Genomic DNA, 13,541 nt, shown 5'->3' with positions numbered 1-13,541 from the left:
GCTTCTTCTGTGACTTCCTACTTCGACGACGACGACGTTTCCGCCTCCGCCGGTTCCCTCTCCGAAGGGGAGCCGGCGGAAGCCGCGGGCCAGCCCGTTTCCAAGGTGGACCGCCCGCGGATCCAGGCGGCGGTGCGCGAGATCCTGCTCGCCATCGGCGAGGACCCGGACCGCAGCGGACTGCTGGACACCCCCAAGCGGGTGGCCAAGGCCTACGCGGAGATGTTCGCCGGCCTGCACCACGACCCGGCGGAAATCCTCGCCACCACCTTTGACCTGGACCACGAGGAACTGGTCCTGGTCAAGGACATCCCGTTCTACTCGACCTGCGAACACCACCTGGTTCCGTTCCACGGCGTCGCGCACGTCGGCTACATCCCCTCGCACGACGGCAAGGTCACCGGGCTGAGCAAGCTGGCCCGGCTGGTGGACATGTTCGCCCGCCGCCCGCAGGTTCAGGAACGGCTGACCACCCAGATCGTCGAAGCCCTCGTCACCCACCTCAAGCCGCGCGGCGCGATCGTCGTGGTCGAATGCGAACACCTGTGCATGTCGATGCGCGGCATCCGCAAGCCCGGCGCCAAGACCGTGACCAGCGCGGTCCGCGGGCAACTGCATGACCCGGCCACCCGCGCCGAAGCCATGAGCCTCATCCTTGGAAGGTAACAAGAACTCACTATGGACTCCCTAGCCGCAGCCCCTGGAACAGGACCTGCCACCTCGCCGCTGCCCGTGCTGCGCAAGCCGCGCCCGGCCGCGAGCTTCAAGGACCTGCCGACGGACCGCACGCTTGTAATGGGGATCCTGAACGTCACGCCGGATTCGTTCAGCGACGGCGGCCTGCACGCGACGGCGGACACAGCCGTCGCCGCCGGACTGCGGATGTACTACGCCGGCGCCGACATCATCGACGTCGGCGGGGAATCCACCCGCCCCGGCGCCGCGGAAGTGAGCGTTGAGGAGGAGAAGCGGCGGGTACTTCCCGTGATCGAGGCGCTGGTCAAGGCCGGCGCCCTGGTCAGCATCGACACCACGCACGCCGCCACCGCCGAGGCCGCGCTGGCCGCCGGAGCCACGATCATCAACGACGTCTCCGGCCTCACGATTGAACCGGAGATGGTCGAGCTGGTGGCGCGGAGCAAGGCGCCCTACGTCCTCACCCACCGCCGCGGCGACGCGAAAACCATGGACTCGCTGACCGACTACGGCAACGTGGCCCGGGACGTCGCCGCAGAGCTCGCCGGCGTGCGGGACAAGCTGTACGCCGCCGGCGCCGCGCCGGAGCAGATCATCGTGGATCCCGGCCTGGGCTTCGCCAAGAATGAATCGCAGAACTGGGAACTGCTGCAGAACATCGACGTGCTGCAGGCCATGGGCCACAAGGTCCTGGTTGCTGCCTCCCGGAAACGCTTCCTCGGCAGCCTGCTCACCGTCGCCGGCAAGGCCTCCCCGCCGCAGGAACGCGACGCAGCCACCGCCGCCGTCACCGCCATCAGCGCCTTCCGCGGTGCCTGGGCTGTCCGGGTGCACGACGTCGGTTCAAGCCTCGACGCCGTCAAGGTCGCCGCCCGGATCGCCCCGGCCCCGCGCGCCGAAGCGGCGCCGGCCGTGCCCGGCAACGGCTGAGACGGCTGCCCCATGGACCGGATCACGCTGAGCGGCGTCACCGCCGTCGGGCATCACGGAGTCTTCGATTTTGAACGCCGGGACGGCCAGCCGTTCGTCGTCGATGCCGTGCTGCATCTCGACTTCGGCCCGGCTGCCGCCAGCGACGACGTACGGGACACCGCGCACTACGGCGAGGTGGCGGAATGCATCCGCGGCTGGATCACCGGTGAGCCGCTGAACCTGATCGAGGCCCTGGCCGTGCGGATTGCCGATGACGTGCTGCGCCGCTTCGCGGTGGCCGCCGTCGATATCACCGTGCACAAGCCGAAGGCGCCGATCGAGGTCGACTTCGGCGATGTGTCCGTCAGCGTCCACCGGGACCGGCCATGAGCCCCCAGGCGGTGCCCTACACCCGCGCCGTGATCGCGCTCGGCAGCAATCTGGGGGAGCGCAACGACACGCTCTCGGCCGCCGTCGCCGACCTCGTCGACCCGCCGGAGGTGCGGCTGCTGGCGATCTCGCCGATCGTGCAGACCAAGGCCGTGGGCGGCCCGCCGGGCCAGCCTGACTTCCTGAACATGGTCGTTGCCGTGGAGACCTCGCTGTCCCCGGAGGAACTGCTGCGGCACTGCCACGCGGTGGAACGGAAGCATCTGCGGGTCCGTGACGTCCACTGGGGTCCGCGCACCCTGGACGTGGACATCATCACCTACGGCGAGGTGGTGAGCTCCGACCCGGAACTGACCCTTCCGCACCCACGCGCCGCGGAGCGCGCCTTCGTGCTCTACCCTTGGTCCCTGATCGACCCCACGGCGGAGCTCAACGGCGAACGGGTCGGCGAACTGGCCGCCAAGGCCGCCGACTTCCCGGACCTCGCGCCGTTCGACGGGTTCGAAGACTTCAACAGCGCGGCCGGGGCCGCGCCGGTGGAGGCGCCGTGAAGCCGGTCAGCCCGCTGCTGCTTCTCCTGATCGCGGTCGCCCTCGCCGTGCTGGGCTGGCTTGGCTCCCTGATTTCAGGGCGCTACAGCCTCGACACCCCGGTTCTGCCGCTCACCGGGCTGCTCACGATGGGCGTGATCGTGGTCCTGACCCTGATCCTTGGCATCCGGGTGCTGCGCTGGCGCAACGGCAAGAAGAAGAAAATGCTCAACCCGATCCTGGCCGCGTGGACGCTGGTCCTCGCCCAGGCGTGCGCCTACACGGGCACCGTGCTGCTGGGCTGGCACGCCGGAATCTTCCTGGACCAGCTGCGGCTTTGGTCGGTGCGTAGTGGGCAGTCCATCACCTGGGAGACGCTGGCCATGGCCGGCGGGGGCCTCGTCATGGTGGTGGTGGGACTGGTGGTGGAGCGCTTCTGCCGGATTCCCCCCGAGGACGGCGACGCCGAGGGCACCCCCGGCCTGCAGGGCAAGCGCGGCAAACCCAAGGCTGAGGGCGAATATGCATACCGAGGCGATTGACCCGCCCGGCCTGGCCTGGCGACGGGTGTCCCCGCGGTACGTGACGGTGCGCCTGGTGGGCTGGGCGCTGGCCAACCTCGTTGCCGTCGCGGTGCTGTCCGTACCGCTGGTGCTGGTGCTGAACGGGGCGTGGGACTGGCCGCCGCTCTGGCTCGCCGTTGCCCTGCCCGCCGCGGCCTTCCTGCTGGCCCTCTGGCGGTTCGTGCTGATCCCGCGCCAGGTGCGGTCCATCGGCTACGCCGAACGCGAGGATGACCTGCTGATCCGCCGCGGCATCTTCTTCCAGCGCGTGCTTGTGGTGCCGTACGGGCGGATGCAGTACGTGGACATCGGGGCCGGCCCGGTGGAGCGCGGCCTCGGCCTGTGCACCCTTAAACTTCACACCGCTTCCGCCGGCACCAGCGCGGAGATCCCAGGCCTGCCCGCGGCGGAGGGGGCGCGGCTGCGCGAACAGCTGTCCGCCCGCGGCGAGGCCCGTTTGGCCGGACTGTGACGGCCGCGCCGTGAGGACCACACAGGACAGCTGGCAGCGCGTGCATCCGGCGTCGCCGTTCGTGCGCGGCTGGGTGGCGGTGGCCGCGACGTTCTTCTTCTTCGGAAGGGATGCCTTTGAACGCCTGCTCCAGGGCGGGCCGGTCTTTGACGAGCGGTTCGCCGGACGGGCGCCGTGGCTGCTGGTCGGTGGCGGCACCGTCTTGCTGCTGACCGTGACCGGTTTCGTGCTGAGCTGGTACTTCACCCGCTACCAGGTGGCCGACGGGTACGTGCGGGTCAACACCGGATTCCTGTTCAAGCAACAGCGCCAGGCGAGGCTGGACCGGGTGCAGGCAATCGACGTCGTGCAGCCCCTGCTGGCGCGGATTTTCGGACTCGCCGAGCTGAGGTTCGAGGTAGCCGACGCCGGCCAGTCGGCGGTGCACCTGGCCTACCTGCGCGTGGACGAGGCCCGCCAGCTCCGCGCGACCATCCTTGCGCGCGCATCGGGGGCCGCCCGCGCGTCAGGTGCCGCCGACGCGGCGTCGTCGGCGTCGTCGGCGTCGCCGGCGGGAATAGCGGGGCAGCAGGCGGGAATCGCCGAAGAGGCGCCGGAACACGCCGTGCTCACCGTGCCGCCGCCGCGCCTGCTGGGGTCGCTGGTGCTGAGCGAGCAAAGCGTCGTGATCGTCCTCGGTGCCGTGGCGTCGGTGCTGCTCTCCGCCTTCACCGAGAACCGCAGCTTCTACTTCTACCTGATCCCGGCCGGCCTCGGCCTGGCCGCTGCGTACTGGAACTCCTTCAACAAGGGCTACAACTTCACTGCCGCCATTTCCCCGGACGGCATCCGGCTCCGCTACGGCCTGCTGGACACCCAGGCCCAGACCCTGCCGCCGGGCCGGATCCAGGCCGTCCGCGTCAGCCAGCCGCCGCTCTGGCGGTTCCTCGGCTGGTACCGGATGCAGGTCAACGTCGCCGGCTACGGCACATCCGGCAGCAACGGCGAGCACTCCTCCCGGACCACCCTGCTGCCGGTCGGAACGCTGGCCGAGATGTTCACCATGCTCGCGCTGGTCCTGCCGGACCCCGGCACCCCGGATCCGGTGCGCGTCTTCACCGCGGGGCTGAACGGGCTGGCGTCCTCCGGCGGCCCCGGCCAGTCCGATGGCGACGACGGCGGCTTCGTCACCACGCCGCGGCGGGCCCGGCTCCTCGCACCGCTGGGCTGGCGGCGCAACGGCTTCACCGCGACGGACACGGCCCTGCTGATCCGCTCCGGCCGGTGGTGGCGCCATCTCGTGCTCGTCCCGCACCAACGCACCCAGTCGATCGCACTGCAGCAGGGCCCGCTGGCCCGGCGCTTCCGGGTGGCGGACCTGGTCCTGCACACCACCGCCGGGCCGGTCGCACCGCGGCTGGTGCAGGCGGGACTGGACGAGGGCAGAGCCCTGCTGGACGCGCAGGCCGCCCGTGCCCGGACCGCGCGGAAACAACAGACCAGCGAACACTGGCTCGCTCAGGCCGGCCACCTCGTACCCACACCAAAGGAAGGGCCGCAGCATGGCTAAGCCAGGACGCCTGGGCGTCGGAATCATCGGAGCCGGCAAGGTCGGCGCCGTCCTGGGTGCCGCCCTGCGCGCCGCCGAGCACGCCGTCGTTGGGGTCTCGGCCGTCTCCGACGCGAGCCGTGAACGTGCGGAAACCCTGCTGCCCGGCGTCCCCATCCTCGACGTACAGGACATCGTGGAACGGGCCGAACTGGTGCTGCTCGCCGTCCCGGACGACGCCCTCGGCCCGCTCGTGGAGGGCCTCGCGAAACTCGGCGCCTGGCAGCCCGGCCAACTTGTGGCCCACACCTCGGGACGCTTCGGCGTCGGCATCCTGAGCCCGGTCCGCGCCGCGGGAGCCATCCCGCTGGCGCTGCACCCCGCCATGACCTTCACCGGCATGAGCCTGGACCTGACCCGGCTGCTGGACTGCAGCTTCGGGGTGACGGCCGATCCGGCCATGCTGCCAATCGCCCAGGCCCTCGTGGTGGAAATGGGCGCCGAGCCCGTTGCGATTGCCGAGGCTGACCGCACTGTGTACCACGCGGCACTGGCGCACGGCTCGAACCACCTGGTCACCCTTGTGGCCCAGGCGTCCGAACTGCTGCGCGAAGTCGGCGTCGATGCCCCCGAACGCATGCTGGGACCCCTGCTGCGGGCCAGCCTGGAAAACGCCCTTGCCTCCGGCGAGGCGGCGCTGACCGGCCCGGTGGCGCGTGGGGATGTGGGCACTGTCGCAGCGCACTCGGCGGCCCTGCGCGAACTCGATGGCGGCTCCGGCGGCGATATTCTGGAGGCGTACCTGGCCATGGCCCGGGCAACGGCCCGCCGCGCGGGCAGCCGAGGGCTGTTGAAGCCGGAGCAAATCGACGGCATCCGGCAGGCGCTCGATAACCCAGACGCCGACGGCCCGATTCCTGAGGAAGGACCCTGAGATGGCAATCCAGCTGGTGACTACGGCTGCGCAGCTGCGCGCCGAGAGCGCACGCCTGGTCACCGAAAAGCGCGGCACCTCGCAGGGCCTCGTGCCGACGATGGGCGCCCTGCACGAGGGGCATGCCCAGCTGGCGCGCACCGCCGTCGCGGAAAACGACGTGGTGGTGGCCAGCATCTTCGTCAACCCGCTGCAGTTCGGCGAGGCCGTGGATCTGGAACGCTACCCGCGGACGCTGGAGGCGGATCTGGCCTTGCTTGAGGCCGAAGGCGTGGACATCGCCTTCGCGCCGGCGGTCGAGGAGGTCTATCCCGGCGGCGAACCCCTCGTGCGGATCACCGCAGGCGTGCTGGCGGACAAGTGGGAGGGCGCCTCCCGACCCGGGCACTTCGACGGCGCCCTGACCGTGGTGGCGAAGCTGCTGCACTACGGCCTCCCCGCCGTGGGGCAGAGCAGCTACCGGGCCTACTTCGGCCAGAAGGACGCCCAGCAGCTGGCCCTGGTCCAGCGGATGGTGGCGGACTTGAACTTTCCGGTGGACATCGTCCCGGTGCCGATCGTGCGGTCCGCGGACGGCCTGGCGCTCTCCAGCCGGAACCGTTTCCTCTCAGCCGAGGAACGCGAGGCCGCCCTGGTGCTGTCCCGGGCGCTGCGGCTGGTCGAGGAACGCGCCAACGCCCACGAACCCCTCGACCTGGACTCCGCCCGGGCTCTGGTGGAATCCCAGCCCCTCGTGGCGCTGGACTACTTCGACGTCGTGGACCCGCGCACCCTGGAGCCGCTCGCGGAGAACTGCCGCGAGACCCCGTTCCGCGGCGAGGGCCTGGTTCTCATTGCGGCCAAGGTGGGCCCGGTCCGGCTGATCGACAACGTGCCGCTGGACTCCTAGCCCTGCAACGCGGGGTCACCTAGCGCCCGTCCGGCGGCCCAACATCGGCCGGATCTGACCCCGCGTTGTCTTCCCACGGCGGGAATTAGTCCCCGGTCTCGATGGTTTGCACTTCAGTCAGCGGCGACGTAGTTCGCCCCAACCCACGCCGACTCCCAAGGGGATCACCATGCCAGCAGACGCCCCTTCCAATCTCAGGCAAAGCCCCGACCTCAGGGAAAACCCAGCGCAGCCACTGCGCACCGGCGCTGGCGGGTCCGACGGCGCTGGCGTGGCGGCCCCGCCGCACGCGGAGTCCCCGGCGGCCGGTCCGGAGAAGCTGTCCCGGCAGTCCGTCACGATCATCGCCACCCTTTTGGTGGCAACCTTCGTGGTGATCCTCAACGAAACCATCATGAACGTTGCGCTGCAGCGGCTCATGGTTGACCTGCGGGTCGATGCCCCCACGGTGCAGTGGTTGTCCACCGGCTTCATGCTGACCATGGCGGTGGTCATCCCCACCACGGGCTTCATCCTGCAGCGGCTCTCCACCCGCGCCGTCTTCATGCTGGCGATCGGGCTGTTTTCCGCGGGCACCCTGCTGGCAGCCCTGGCACCCGGTTTCGAAGTCCTGCTCCTGGCCAGGATCGTCCAGGCCGGCGGCACCGCGATCATGCTCCCGCTGCTGATGACCACCATCCTGACCCTGGTCCCCGTCTCACGCCGCGGCGCCGTGATGGGCAACGTGAGCATCGCGATCTCGGTGGCACCGGCCATGGGACCGACGGTTTCCGGGCTGATCCTGCAGCACTTCTCCTGGCGGTTCATGTTCGTGTTCGTCCTGCCGATCGCCCTGCTCGCGTTCGGCATCGGCGCCAAATTCCTGCGGAACATCGGCGAAAACGAGAAGCCCCGGCTCGACGCGCTTTCCGTCGTCCTGACCGTCCCGGCTTTCGGCGGCGTCGTGTACGGCCTGAGCCAGATCGGCGGCGGAACGGCGGGCCCGGGAACCCCGGCGGTGGCCGCGCTCGCCGTCGGCGTCGTGGCGCTGCTGGCCTTCGTCCTGCGCCAGCTCTGGCTGCAGAAGTCCGACGCGCCGCTGTTGGACCTGCGGGCCTTCAACTTCCGGATGTTCTCCGTGTCCGTGCTGTTGCTCGTGGTCGCGATGATTGCCCTGTTCGGGGCCGTGATCCTGCTCCCGTTGTACCTGCAGGAAGTCCGCGGGCTGAAGTCGTTGGAAACCGGCCTCGCCCTGCTGCCGGGCGGCCTCGCGATGGGCCTGCTGGGCCCGGTCATCGGCCGGCTTTTCGACAAGTTCGGCCCGCTGCCGCTGACCGTCACGGGATCGGTGCTGATGGTGCTCTCGCTCTGGCAGTTCTCCCGGCTGGACGCCCAGACGCCGGTGGGCTGGATCATCGCCCTGCATGTGACACTGAGCCTGGGCCTGGCGCTGCTGTTCACGCCCGCCTTCACCACCGGGCTGAACCCCTTGCCCCCGCACCTGTACTCGCACGGCTCGGCCATCATGAGCACCCTTCAACAGGTCGCGGGCGCGGCCGGCACGGCACTGCTGGTGTCGATCTACGCGGTTGTCTCGGCCGGGTCCGGCATCGTCGCCGGGATGCACGCGGCGTTCCTGACGGCGGCCGCCATCGCGCTCGCCGCCGTCGTGCTCTCGGTGCTGATGCGCAAGACCGAGGGGACAGCCGGCCCGGCAGCCCACTAGGGACGCGGCCCCTGGCCTGCCCTAGCCTGCGAAGAACTCGCTGAGTTCGGCGATGAGCTTGTCCGGTGCCTTGTTGACGCCGTCGTGACCCATCCCGGGCAGGATGGTGTAGCTGGAGCCGGAGAGCACGTCATGGATCTGCCCGCAGGCCACGCCGAAGTACGCCGGGCTCTTTTCGCCCACAACGATTAGCGTCTCGAGCGGGAGTTCCAGGAACGGCTCGGCCGGCATGTCGGCGGCGATGATCGCCTTGATCTCGCGTACGCCTGTCTGCATCAGCTCGCGCAGCTGCTTGCCGACCGGCGTGCCGGCGGTGAGCTTGTTCGCCAGGGTGAGCATGGACAGCGGCATCCGGGACAGGGCACTGCCGGTCTCCAAGCCGCGGACCAGCACCGCAAGGGCGCGGTCGTCGTCGCCCGATGCGGTCAGGCGTTCGTATTCGGGAATCCAGTCCGCGGTGACGCTGTGGTTCACCGACACAGCTGGGTCGTAGACGGCCAGGCGTTCCACCGGCAGGGTGCGTGCGGCGTGCAGCGCCACCGCGCCGCCGAAGCTGTGCCCGAAGACGTCGGTGCTGGCGGTGTGCTTCATCACGGCGTCCAGGTCGCGGATGTCCACGTCCAGCGTGTAGTCCTCCGGCTGCGGGGAGGACGAGCCGCGGCCGCGGCGGTTAAAGGTGTGGACCGGCCGGCCCAGGGCGGCGCTGAGCTTCTGCGCGAAACGCGTGTAGTCGGCCGCCGTCACCATGGATGCCGGCACGACGACGACGCCGGAACCCGCCTCGGTCAGCTCCGCGCCCGTGCTGAAAAGCTCGAGGGTTCCGCCGTCGGGGGTTTTGATGTTCTCGCGGGTCATGCTCCGAGCCTAGCCGAGGCGCCCGGAACCGCACAGCGCGGAACCCGTCAGCTGCCGAGCCGGCCGCCGGAGATTTCGAGGTAGCAGGAGCCGCAGAGCGATTCGTACCAGGCGTCCTGCCCGTCGATGGCGACCTGGTCGCCGTCGAACACCACCTCGTCGCCGATCCGGCGGGTGTTGAAGATGGCCTTGCGGCCGCACCGGCAGATGGTCTTGAGTTCTTCCAGGGTGTGCGCGATTTCCAGGAGCCGAAGCGAGCCCGGGAAGGCGCGGGTCCGGAAATCGGTGCGGATGCCGTAGGCAAGAACCGGAACGTTGTCCAGCACGGCGATGCGAAACAGGTCGTCCACCTGCTCCGGCTCGAGGAACTGGGCTTCATCCACCAGCAGGCAGGCCACCGGGGGAGTGTCCACATGCTGCAGCAGCGCGGCCGGGTCGTCGCCGTGGGCGTGCGCCGAGAACAGCTCCCGGGCGGATGCCCCGGCCGGGATCAGGAAGTCCACCGAGCGGGTCATCCCCAGCCGGGACACGACGTCGGCGTCGCCCTTGGTGTCGATGTCCGGCTTGGCGAGCACCACTCTCTGGCCGCGCTCCTCATAGTTGAACGCAGCCTGCAGCAGGCCCGTCGACTTGCCGGAGTTCATCGCGCCGTAACGGAAGTAGAGCTTGGCCAAGGGGGTCCTTTCGACTTAGGTCGCCACCGAGTCTAGTGCCAGAAGTCAGCGGGCCGGCCGCAGCCGCCGCCGGATCCGTAGCCGCGCCGGAACGCCATCGCCGTCGAGCAGGAACCTGGCCGCAATCAGCGCCAGCCGGCGGTTCCCGGGACGGATCGGTCCCTCGTGCAGCTGGCCCGGCACGGCGGCAAACTCGATGGCCGGCACCGAGGCCGCGAGCTGCCGCCCGGTTTCGGCGAAGTAGCCGGGGCTCCAGCCGCCGGTGAGCATCAGTGTGGGCGTGGTGATGCCGGCAAAATCATCGAGCTCCGCGTCGGCAGCGAGCACGGCGCGCATCTCCTTCACGGCCGTGGGCAGCAGTTCCCGCATCTCCGCGCCCAGGCTGGTCCGGGCAGAGAGGATGCTGAGCATGCGCAGGGCACCGAGCGGCAGTTTCGACACGGGACCGGCGGTTTCCAGCCCCTGGACCAGGTGGGCCCACGCATTGTCCAGTTCCCCGGCTGCCACGGATCGCTCCAGTTCCGGGCGCCAACGGCTGGTCAGGTTCCCGGCGAGGGACACGGCCGCGTCATAGGTCACCAGCCGTCGGATCGGCACGCTGCGCGCGGCCTGCAACGCCACGAAGCCGCCGTAACTGTGCGCGAACACGTCCGTCGAGCCGGTCTGCCGCAGCACTGCGGCGAGATCGGCCACCTCGGTCGCCGCCGAGTAATCCGCGGGCTGGGGCGAGGACCCGGCCCGCCCGCGGCGGTTGTAACAGTGCACCGGCCGGCCCAACAGCCGGCTCAGGCTCCGGGCGAACGGACGGTACAGGGCGTCCGTGACCAACGTCCCATGGACCAGCACGACGCCGGTCCCGGCCGACGGCGCACCCTCCGGCGCGCCTTCCGACATCGGGTCCGCTGGCGCCGGATCCTGCCGCTCCGGAAGCTGCACTAGCCGCGCTTGCGGGGCCGCTTCGGTGCTGGGACGGAAGGTGTGCACCTCAAGGTGCCCGCCGCCGTCGTCGGTCCGAATCGTCCACGTCTCCATGGTTGTGAGTCTATTCCCGGTCGCTTCCCGCGCCCTCCGCACCGGCCGGGGCCGGATGCCCGGTAAACTTAGGGATTGTGACTTCCCAAAACACCCCCGCCCCGAACACGCCCGAGCACTCCGATGCCAGCGAACAGACGCTGGTCCGCATGGAAAAGCGCGCCAAGCTGATCGAACGTGGCATCGAGGCGTACCCGGTGGGAGTCGAACGGACGCACTCGCTGACGGAGGTCCGCGAAAAATACGCACACCTCGTGGCCGACGAGACCACCGGCGACGTCGTCGGCGTGACCGGCCGCATTGTCTTCATCCGCAACACCGGAAAGCTCTGCTTCGCGACCCTCCAGGAGGGTGGCCTCGATGGCAAGGCCGTCCGGCTGCAGGTCATGCTCAGCCTGGCCAACATCGGCGAGGAAGCGCTCGCGGACTGGAAGTCCCTCGTGGACCTTGGCGACCACGTCTTCATCAAGGGCGAGGTCATCTCCTCGCGCCGCGGCGAGCTCTCCGTCATGGCCGAGTCCTGGTCCATGGCCTCCAAGGCGCTGCGGCCGCTGCCCGTGCTGCACGCCGAGCTGAACGAGGAAACCCGCGTCCGCCAGCGTTACGTGGACCTGATCGTCCGCGACGAGGCCCGTGAAATGGTCTACACCCGCGCCGCCATCACGCGATCCATCCGTGAGACCCTGCACCGCCAGGGCTACGTCGAGGTGGAGACGCCGATGCTGCAGCTGGTGCACGGCGGCGCCACGGCCCGTCCGTTCGAGACGCACATGAACGCGTTCGACCAGAAGATGACCCTCCGGATCGCCACCGAGCTCTACCTCAAGCGCACCGTGGTCGGCGGCATCGACCGGGTCTACGACATGGGCCGGGTCTTCCGCAACGAGGGCGTGGACTCCACTCACAGCCCCGAATTCACCACGCTGGAGAGCTACGAGGCGTGGGCGGACCAGTTCGTCATGGCGGACCGGATCAAGGAAATCATCCTGGACGCCGCCGACGCCGCCGGGGTGGGCCGCGTGCTGCAGACCGAAGCCGGCGAGATCAACCTCGACGGCGACTGGGCCTGGATGGCCGTGTACCCGGGCCTGTCCGACTTCGTGGGCCAGGACATCACGCCGGAGACCCCCGTCGCCGAACTGCTGGCCATCGCCGCCAAGCACGAGGTGAAGGTCGACGCGGCCTGGGACGCCGAGAAGCTCGTGGTGGAGCTCTTCGGCGAGCTGGTGGAACCGACCCTGCTCAACCCCACCTTCGTTTACGACTACCCGCCGTCCGCACAGCCGCTGGCCCGCCACCACCGCGAAGACGACCGGCTGATCGAGGCGTGGGACCTGATCATCGGCGGCATGGAACGCGGCACCGCGTTCTCCGAGCTGATCGACCCGGTCATCCAGCGCGAACGCCTTACCGAGCAGTCACGCCGTTCCGCCGCGGGCGACGTCGAGGCCATGCAGCTGGACGAGGACTTCCTCCGCGCCCTCGAATACGGGGCTCCGCCGATGGGCGGCATCGGACTGGGCATCGACCGGCTGGTCATGCTCTTCACCGGAGCCGGCATCCGCGAGACCATCCTCTTCCCGCTGCTGAAGCCCGAAGGCCACTGATCATGGAATACATTGCCGTGCTGCTCCCGTCCGTGGTGGTCGGGCTCATCTTCTGGTTTGCCATGAAGGCGATCTTCAACGCCGACAAGTCCGAGCGCCAGGCGGAAGCCCGCGCCCAGGCGGAGGCAGCAGCCCGCGGCCCGGAGCAAACTCCTGCTCCCGAGACCGGGCATTCTCCCGAACAGCGCTAATAGCCCGGCTATTCCTTCCTGCGAATTCTCTTTGGAGGGGCTTTTCTGCTTTGACTCGCCGCCATAAAAGGATGGATACTTTTATCAGATACATCCTGCTTTTCTGAATACTCCACCTTTTGAAAAGAGAGTCTTTATGGCACAGAAAGTTAAAATCATCCTTGTTGATGATCTGGATGGGGGATCCGCGGACGAAACTGTCCGGTTTGGCCTTGATGGCGTCAGTTATGAAATTGACCTGTCATCGGGCAATGCATCAGAACTCCGCTCGGCCGTCGAGCGGTATGCGGCCCACGCACGCAAGACGTCGAGCGGCCGGGCTACCCGGGCAAAGGCTTCGAGCGGCCGCAATCAGGACTCGGCGCAGATTCGACAGTGGGCCCGGGACAACGGCTATGCGGTAAACAGCCGCGGCCGTATCCAGGCCGAAATCCAGGAAGCCTACCAAAAGGCGAATTCCTAGGTTTGAGCCCGCTTCCGGCCCGTTCAGTGCCGGCGCATTTGCACCAGGCGAAGCCCCTGCCATTCGGCGGGGGCTTTGTCGTGAGGGGGGCATGTGCGTT

Annotated in this window: 16 protein-coding genes; 13 read left to right on the top strand and 3 right to left on the bottom strand. The window is 69.1% G+C overall.

What is annotated here, in order from left to right:
- The first annotated feature begins 9 nt into the window (after positions 1-9).
- The 10 genes from folE (at position 10) to AC1DK9_RS12130 (ending at position 8,619) form a co-directional block, all read left to right on the top strand.
- Positions 10-666 (top strand): GTP cyclohydrolase I FolE, encoded by a 657-nt coding sequence (gene folE, locus AC1DK9_RS12175; RefSeq protein WP_476861321.1) that lies wholly within the window; start codon positions 10-12, stop codon positions 664-666.
- 12 nt (positions 667-678) lie between these two features.
- Positions 679-1,626, top strand: a complete 948-nt coding sequence (gene folP, locus AC1DK9_RS12170; protein WP_476916076.1) for a dihydropteroate synthase — start codon at positions 679-681, stop codon at positions 1,624-1,626.
- A gap of 12 nt (positions 1,627-1,638) precedes the next feature.
- Complete coding sequence (gene folB, locus AC1DK9_RS12165) at positions 1,639-1,998, top strand: dihydroneopterin aldolase (RefSeq protein WP_476916075.1); 360 nt, start codon at positions 1,639-1,641, stop codon at positions 1,996-1,998.
- The gene (folK, locus tag AC1DK9_RS12160) at positions 1,995-2,549 is read left to right on the top strand and encodes a 2-amino-4-hydroxy-6-hydroxymethyldihydropteridine diphosphokinase (protein ID WP_476916074.1); all 555 of its coding nucleotides are present in this window, start codon (positions 1,995-1,997) and stop codon (positions 2,547-2,549) included. The genes folB and folK overlap by 4 nt, the downstream gene beginning before the upstream one ends.
- Positions 2,546-3,070: a DUF3180 domain-containing protein gene (locus AC1DK9_RS12155; RefSeq protein WP_476916073.1), complete on the top strand. Its 525-nt coding sequence runs from the start codon at positions 2,546-2,548 to the stop codon at positions 3,068-3,070. Before folK ends, AC1DK9_RS12155 begins: the two co-directional genes overlap by 4 nt.
- Positions 3,051-3,563, top strand: a complete 513-nt coding sequence (locus AC1DK9_RS12150; protein ID WP_476861316.1) for a PH domain-containing protein — start codon at positions 3,051-3,053, stop codon at positions 3,561-3,563. The genes AC1DK9_RS12155 and AC1DK9_RS12150 overlap by 20 nt, the downstream gene beginning before the upstream one ends.
- A 10-nt stretch (positions 3,564-3,573) precedes the next feature.
- Positions 3,574-5,112, top strand: coding sequence for a PH domain-containing protein (locus AC1DK9_RS12145; protein ID WP_476916072.1), 1,539 nt, complete (start codon positions 3,574-3,576; stop codon positions 5,110-5,112).
- Complete coding sequence (locus tag AC1DK9_RS12140) at positions 5,105-6,025, top strand: Rossmann-like and DUF2520 domain-containing protein (protein WP_476916071.1); 921 nt, start codon at positions 5,105-5,107, stop codon at positions 6,023-6,025. Before AC1DK9_RS12145 ends, AC1DK9_RS12140 begins: the two co-directional genes overlap by 8 nt.
- A 1-nt stretch (position 6,026) precedes the next feature.
- Positions 6,027-6,914, top strand: a complete 888-nt coding sequence (gene panC, locus AC1DK9_RS12135; protein WP_476916070.1) for a pantoate--beta-alanine ligase — start codon at positions 6,027-6,029, stop codon at positions 6,912-6,914.
- A 169-nt stretch (positions 6,915-7,083) separates the two neighbouring features.
- Positions 7,084-8,619 (top strand): MDR family MFS transporter, encoded by a 1,536-nt coding sequence (locus AC1DK9_RS12130; RefSeq protein WP_476916069.1) that lies wholly within the window; start codon positions 7,084-7,086, stop codon positions 8,617-8,619.
- A 21-nt stretch (positions 8,620-8,640) separates the two neighbouring features.
- On the opposite strand, the gene AC1DK9_RS12125 is transcribed toward AC1DK9_RS12130, so the two are convergent.
- The 3 genes from AC1DK9_RS12125 to AC1DK9_RS12115 are packed head-to-tail and all read right to left on the bottom strand — an operon-like array spanning position 8,641 to position 11,180.
- A complete protein-coding gene (locus AC1DK9_RS12125; RefSeq protein WP_476861310.1) occupies positions 8,641-9,474 on the bottom strand; it encodes an alpha/beta fold hydrolase in 834 nt (277 codons plus the stop codon).
- Positions 9,475-9,521: 47 nt separating this feature from the next.
- Positions 9,522-10,148, bottom strand: coding sequence for a thymidine kinase (locus tag AC1DK9_RS12120; protein WP_476861309.1), 627 nt, complete (start codon positions 10,146-10,148; stop codon positions 9,522-9,524).
- Positions 10,149-10,193: 45 nt separating this feature from the next.
- Positions 10,194-11,180 carry an alpha/beta fold hydrolase gene (locus AC1DK9_RS12115; protein ID WP_476861308.1) on the bottom strand — a complete coding sequence of 329 codons (987 nt, stop codon included), beginning with the start codon at positions 11,178-11,180 and terminating at the stop codon, positions 10,194-10,196.
- Between the two features lie 77 nt (positions 11,181-11,257).
- Here AC1DK9_RS12115 and lysS point away from each other — a divergent pair, with 77 nt between their 5' ends.
- The 3 genes from lysS (at position 11,258) to AC1DK9_RS12100 (ending at position 13,441) form a co-directional block, all read left to right on the top strand.
- The gene (lysS, locus tag AC1DK9_RS12110; protein WP_476861307.1) at positions 11,258-12,787 is read left to right on the top strand and encodes a lysine--tRNA ligase; all 1,530 of its coding nucleotides are present in this window, start codon (positions 11,258-11,260) and stop codon (positions 12,785-12,787) included.
- Positions 12,788-12,789: 2 nt separating this feature from the next.
- On the top strand, positions 12,790-12,978 hold the full coding sequence (locus AC1DK9_RS12105; RefSeq protein ID WP_476916068.1) for a hypothetical protein: 189 nt from the start codon (positions 12,790-12,792) through the stop codon (positions 12,976-12,978).
- Positions 12,979-13,114: 136 nt separating this feature from the next.
- Positions 13,115-13,441, top strand: a complete 327-nt coding sequence (locus tag AC1DK9_RS12100) for a histone-like nucleoid-structuring protein Lsr2 (protein WP_476916067.1) — start codon at positions 13,115-13,117, stop codon at positions 13,439-13,441.
- The last annotated feature ends 100 nt before the right edge of the window (positions 13,442-13,541 follow it).

This window comes from Arthrobacter sp. 01T414, from assembly GCF_056398965.1.
The sequence above is the reverse complement of the archived record's forward strand: the minus strand, read 5'-3'. Positions and strand labels throughout refer to the sequence as shown.

Bases quoted from the DNA above. Each gene is read 5' to 3' on its own strand.
- AC1DK9_RS12130 (WP_476916069.1), top strand. From the start codon at position 7,084: ATGCCAGCAGACGCCCCTTCCAATCTCAGGCAAAGCCCCGACCTCAGG.
- AC1DK9_RS12115 (WP_476861308.1), bottom strand. From the start codon at position 11,180: ATGGAGACGTGGACGATTCGGACCGACGACGGCGGCGGGCACCTTGAG.
- AC1DK9_RS12150 (WP_476861316.1), top strand. From the start codon at position 3,051: ATGCATACCGAGGCGATTGACCCGCCCGGCCTGGCCTGGCGACGGGTG.
- AC1DK9_RS12140 (WP_476916071.1), top strand. From the start codon at position 5,105: ATGGCTAAGCCAGGACGCCTGGGCGTCGGAATCATCGGAGCCGGCAAG.
- folB (WP_476916075.1), top strand. From the start codon at position 1,639: ATGGACCGGATCACGCTGAGCGGCGTCACCGCCGTCGGGCATCACGGA.
- folP (WP_476916076.1), top strand. From the start codon at position 679: ATGGACTCCCTAGCCGCAGCCCCTGGAACAGGACCTGCCACCTCGCCG.
- folK (WP_476916074.1), top strand. From the start codon at position 1,995: ATGAGCCCCCAGGCGGTGCCCTACACCCGCGCCGTGATCGCGCTCGGC.
- AC1DK9_RS12100 (WP_476916067.1), top strand. From the start codon at position 13,115: ATGGCACAGAAAGTTAAAATCATCCTTGTTGATGATCTGGATGGGGGA.
- AC1DK9_RS12105 (WP_476916068.1), top strand. From the start codon at position 12,790: ATGGAATACATTGCCGTGCTGCTCCCGTCCGTGGTGGTCGGGCTCATC.
- panC (WP_476916070.1), top strand. From the start codon at position 6,027: ATGGCAATCCAGCTGGTGACTACGGCTGCGCAGCTGCGCGCCGAGAGC.
- AC1DK9_RS12125 (WP_476861310.1), bottom strand. From the start codon at position 9,474: ATGACCCGCGAGAACATCAAAACCCCCGACGGCGGAACCCTCGAGCTT.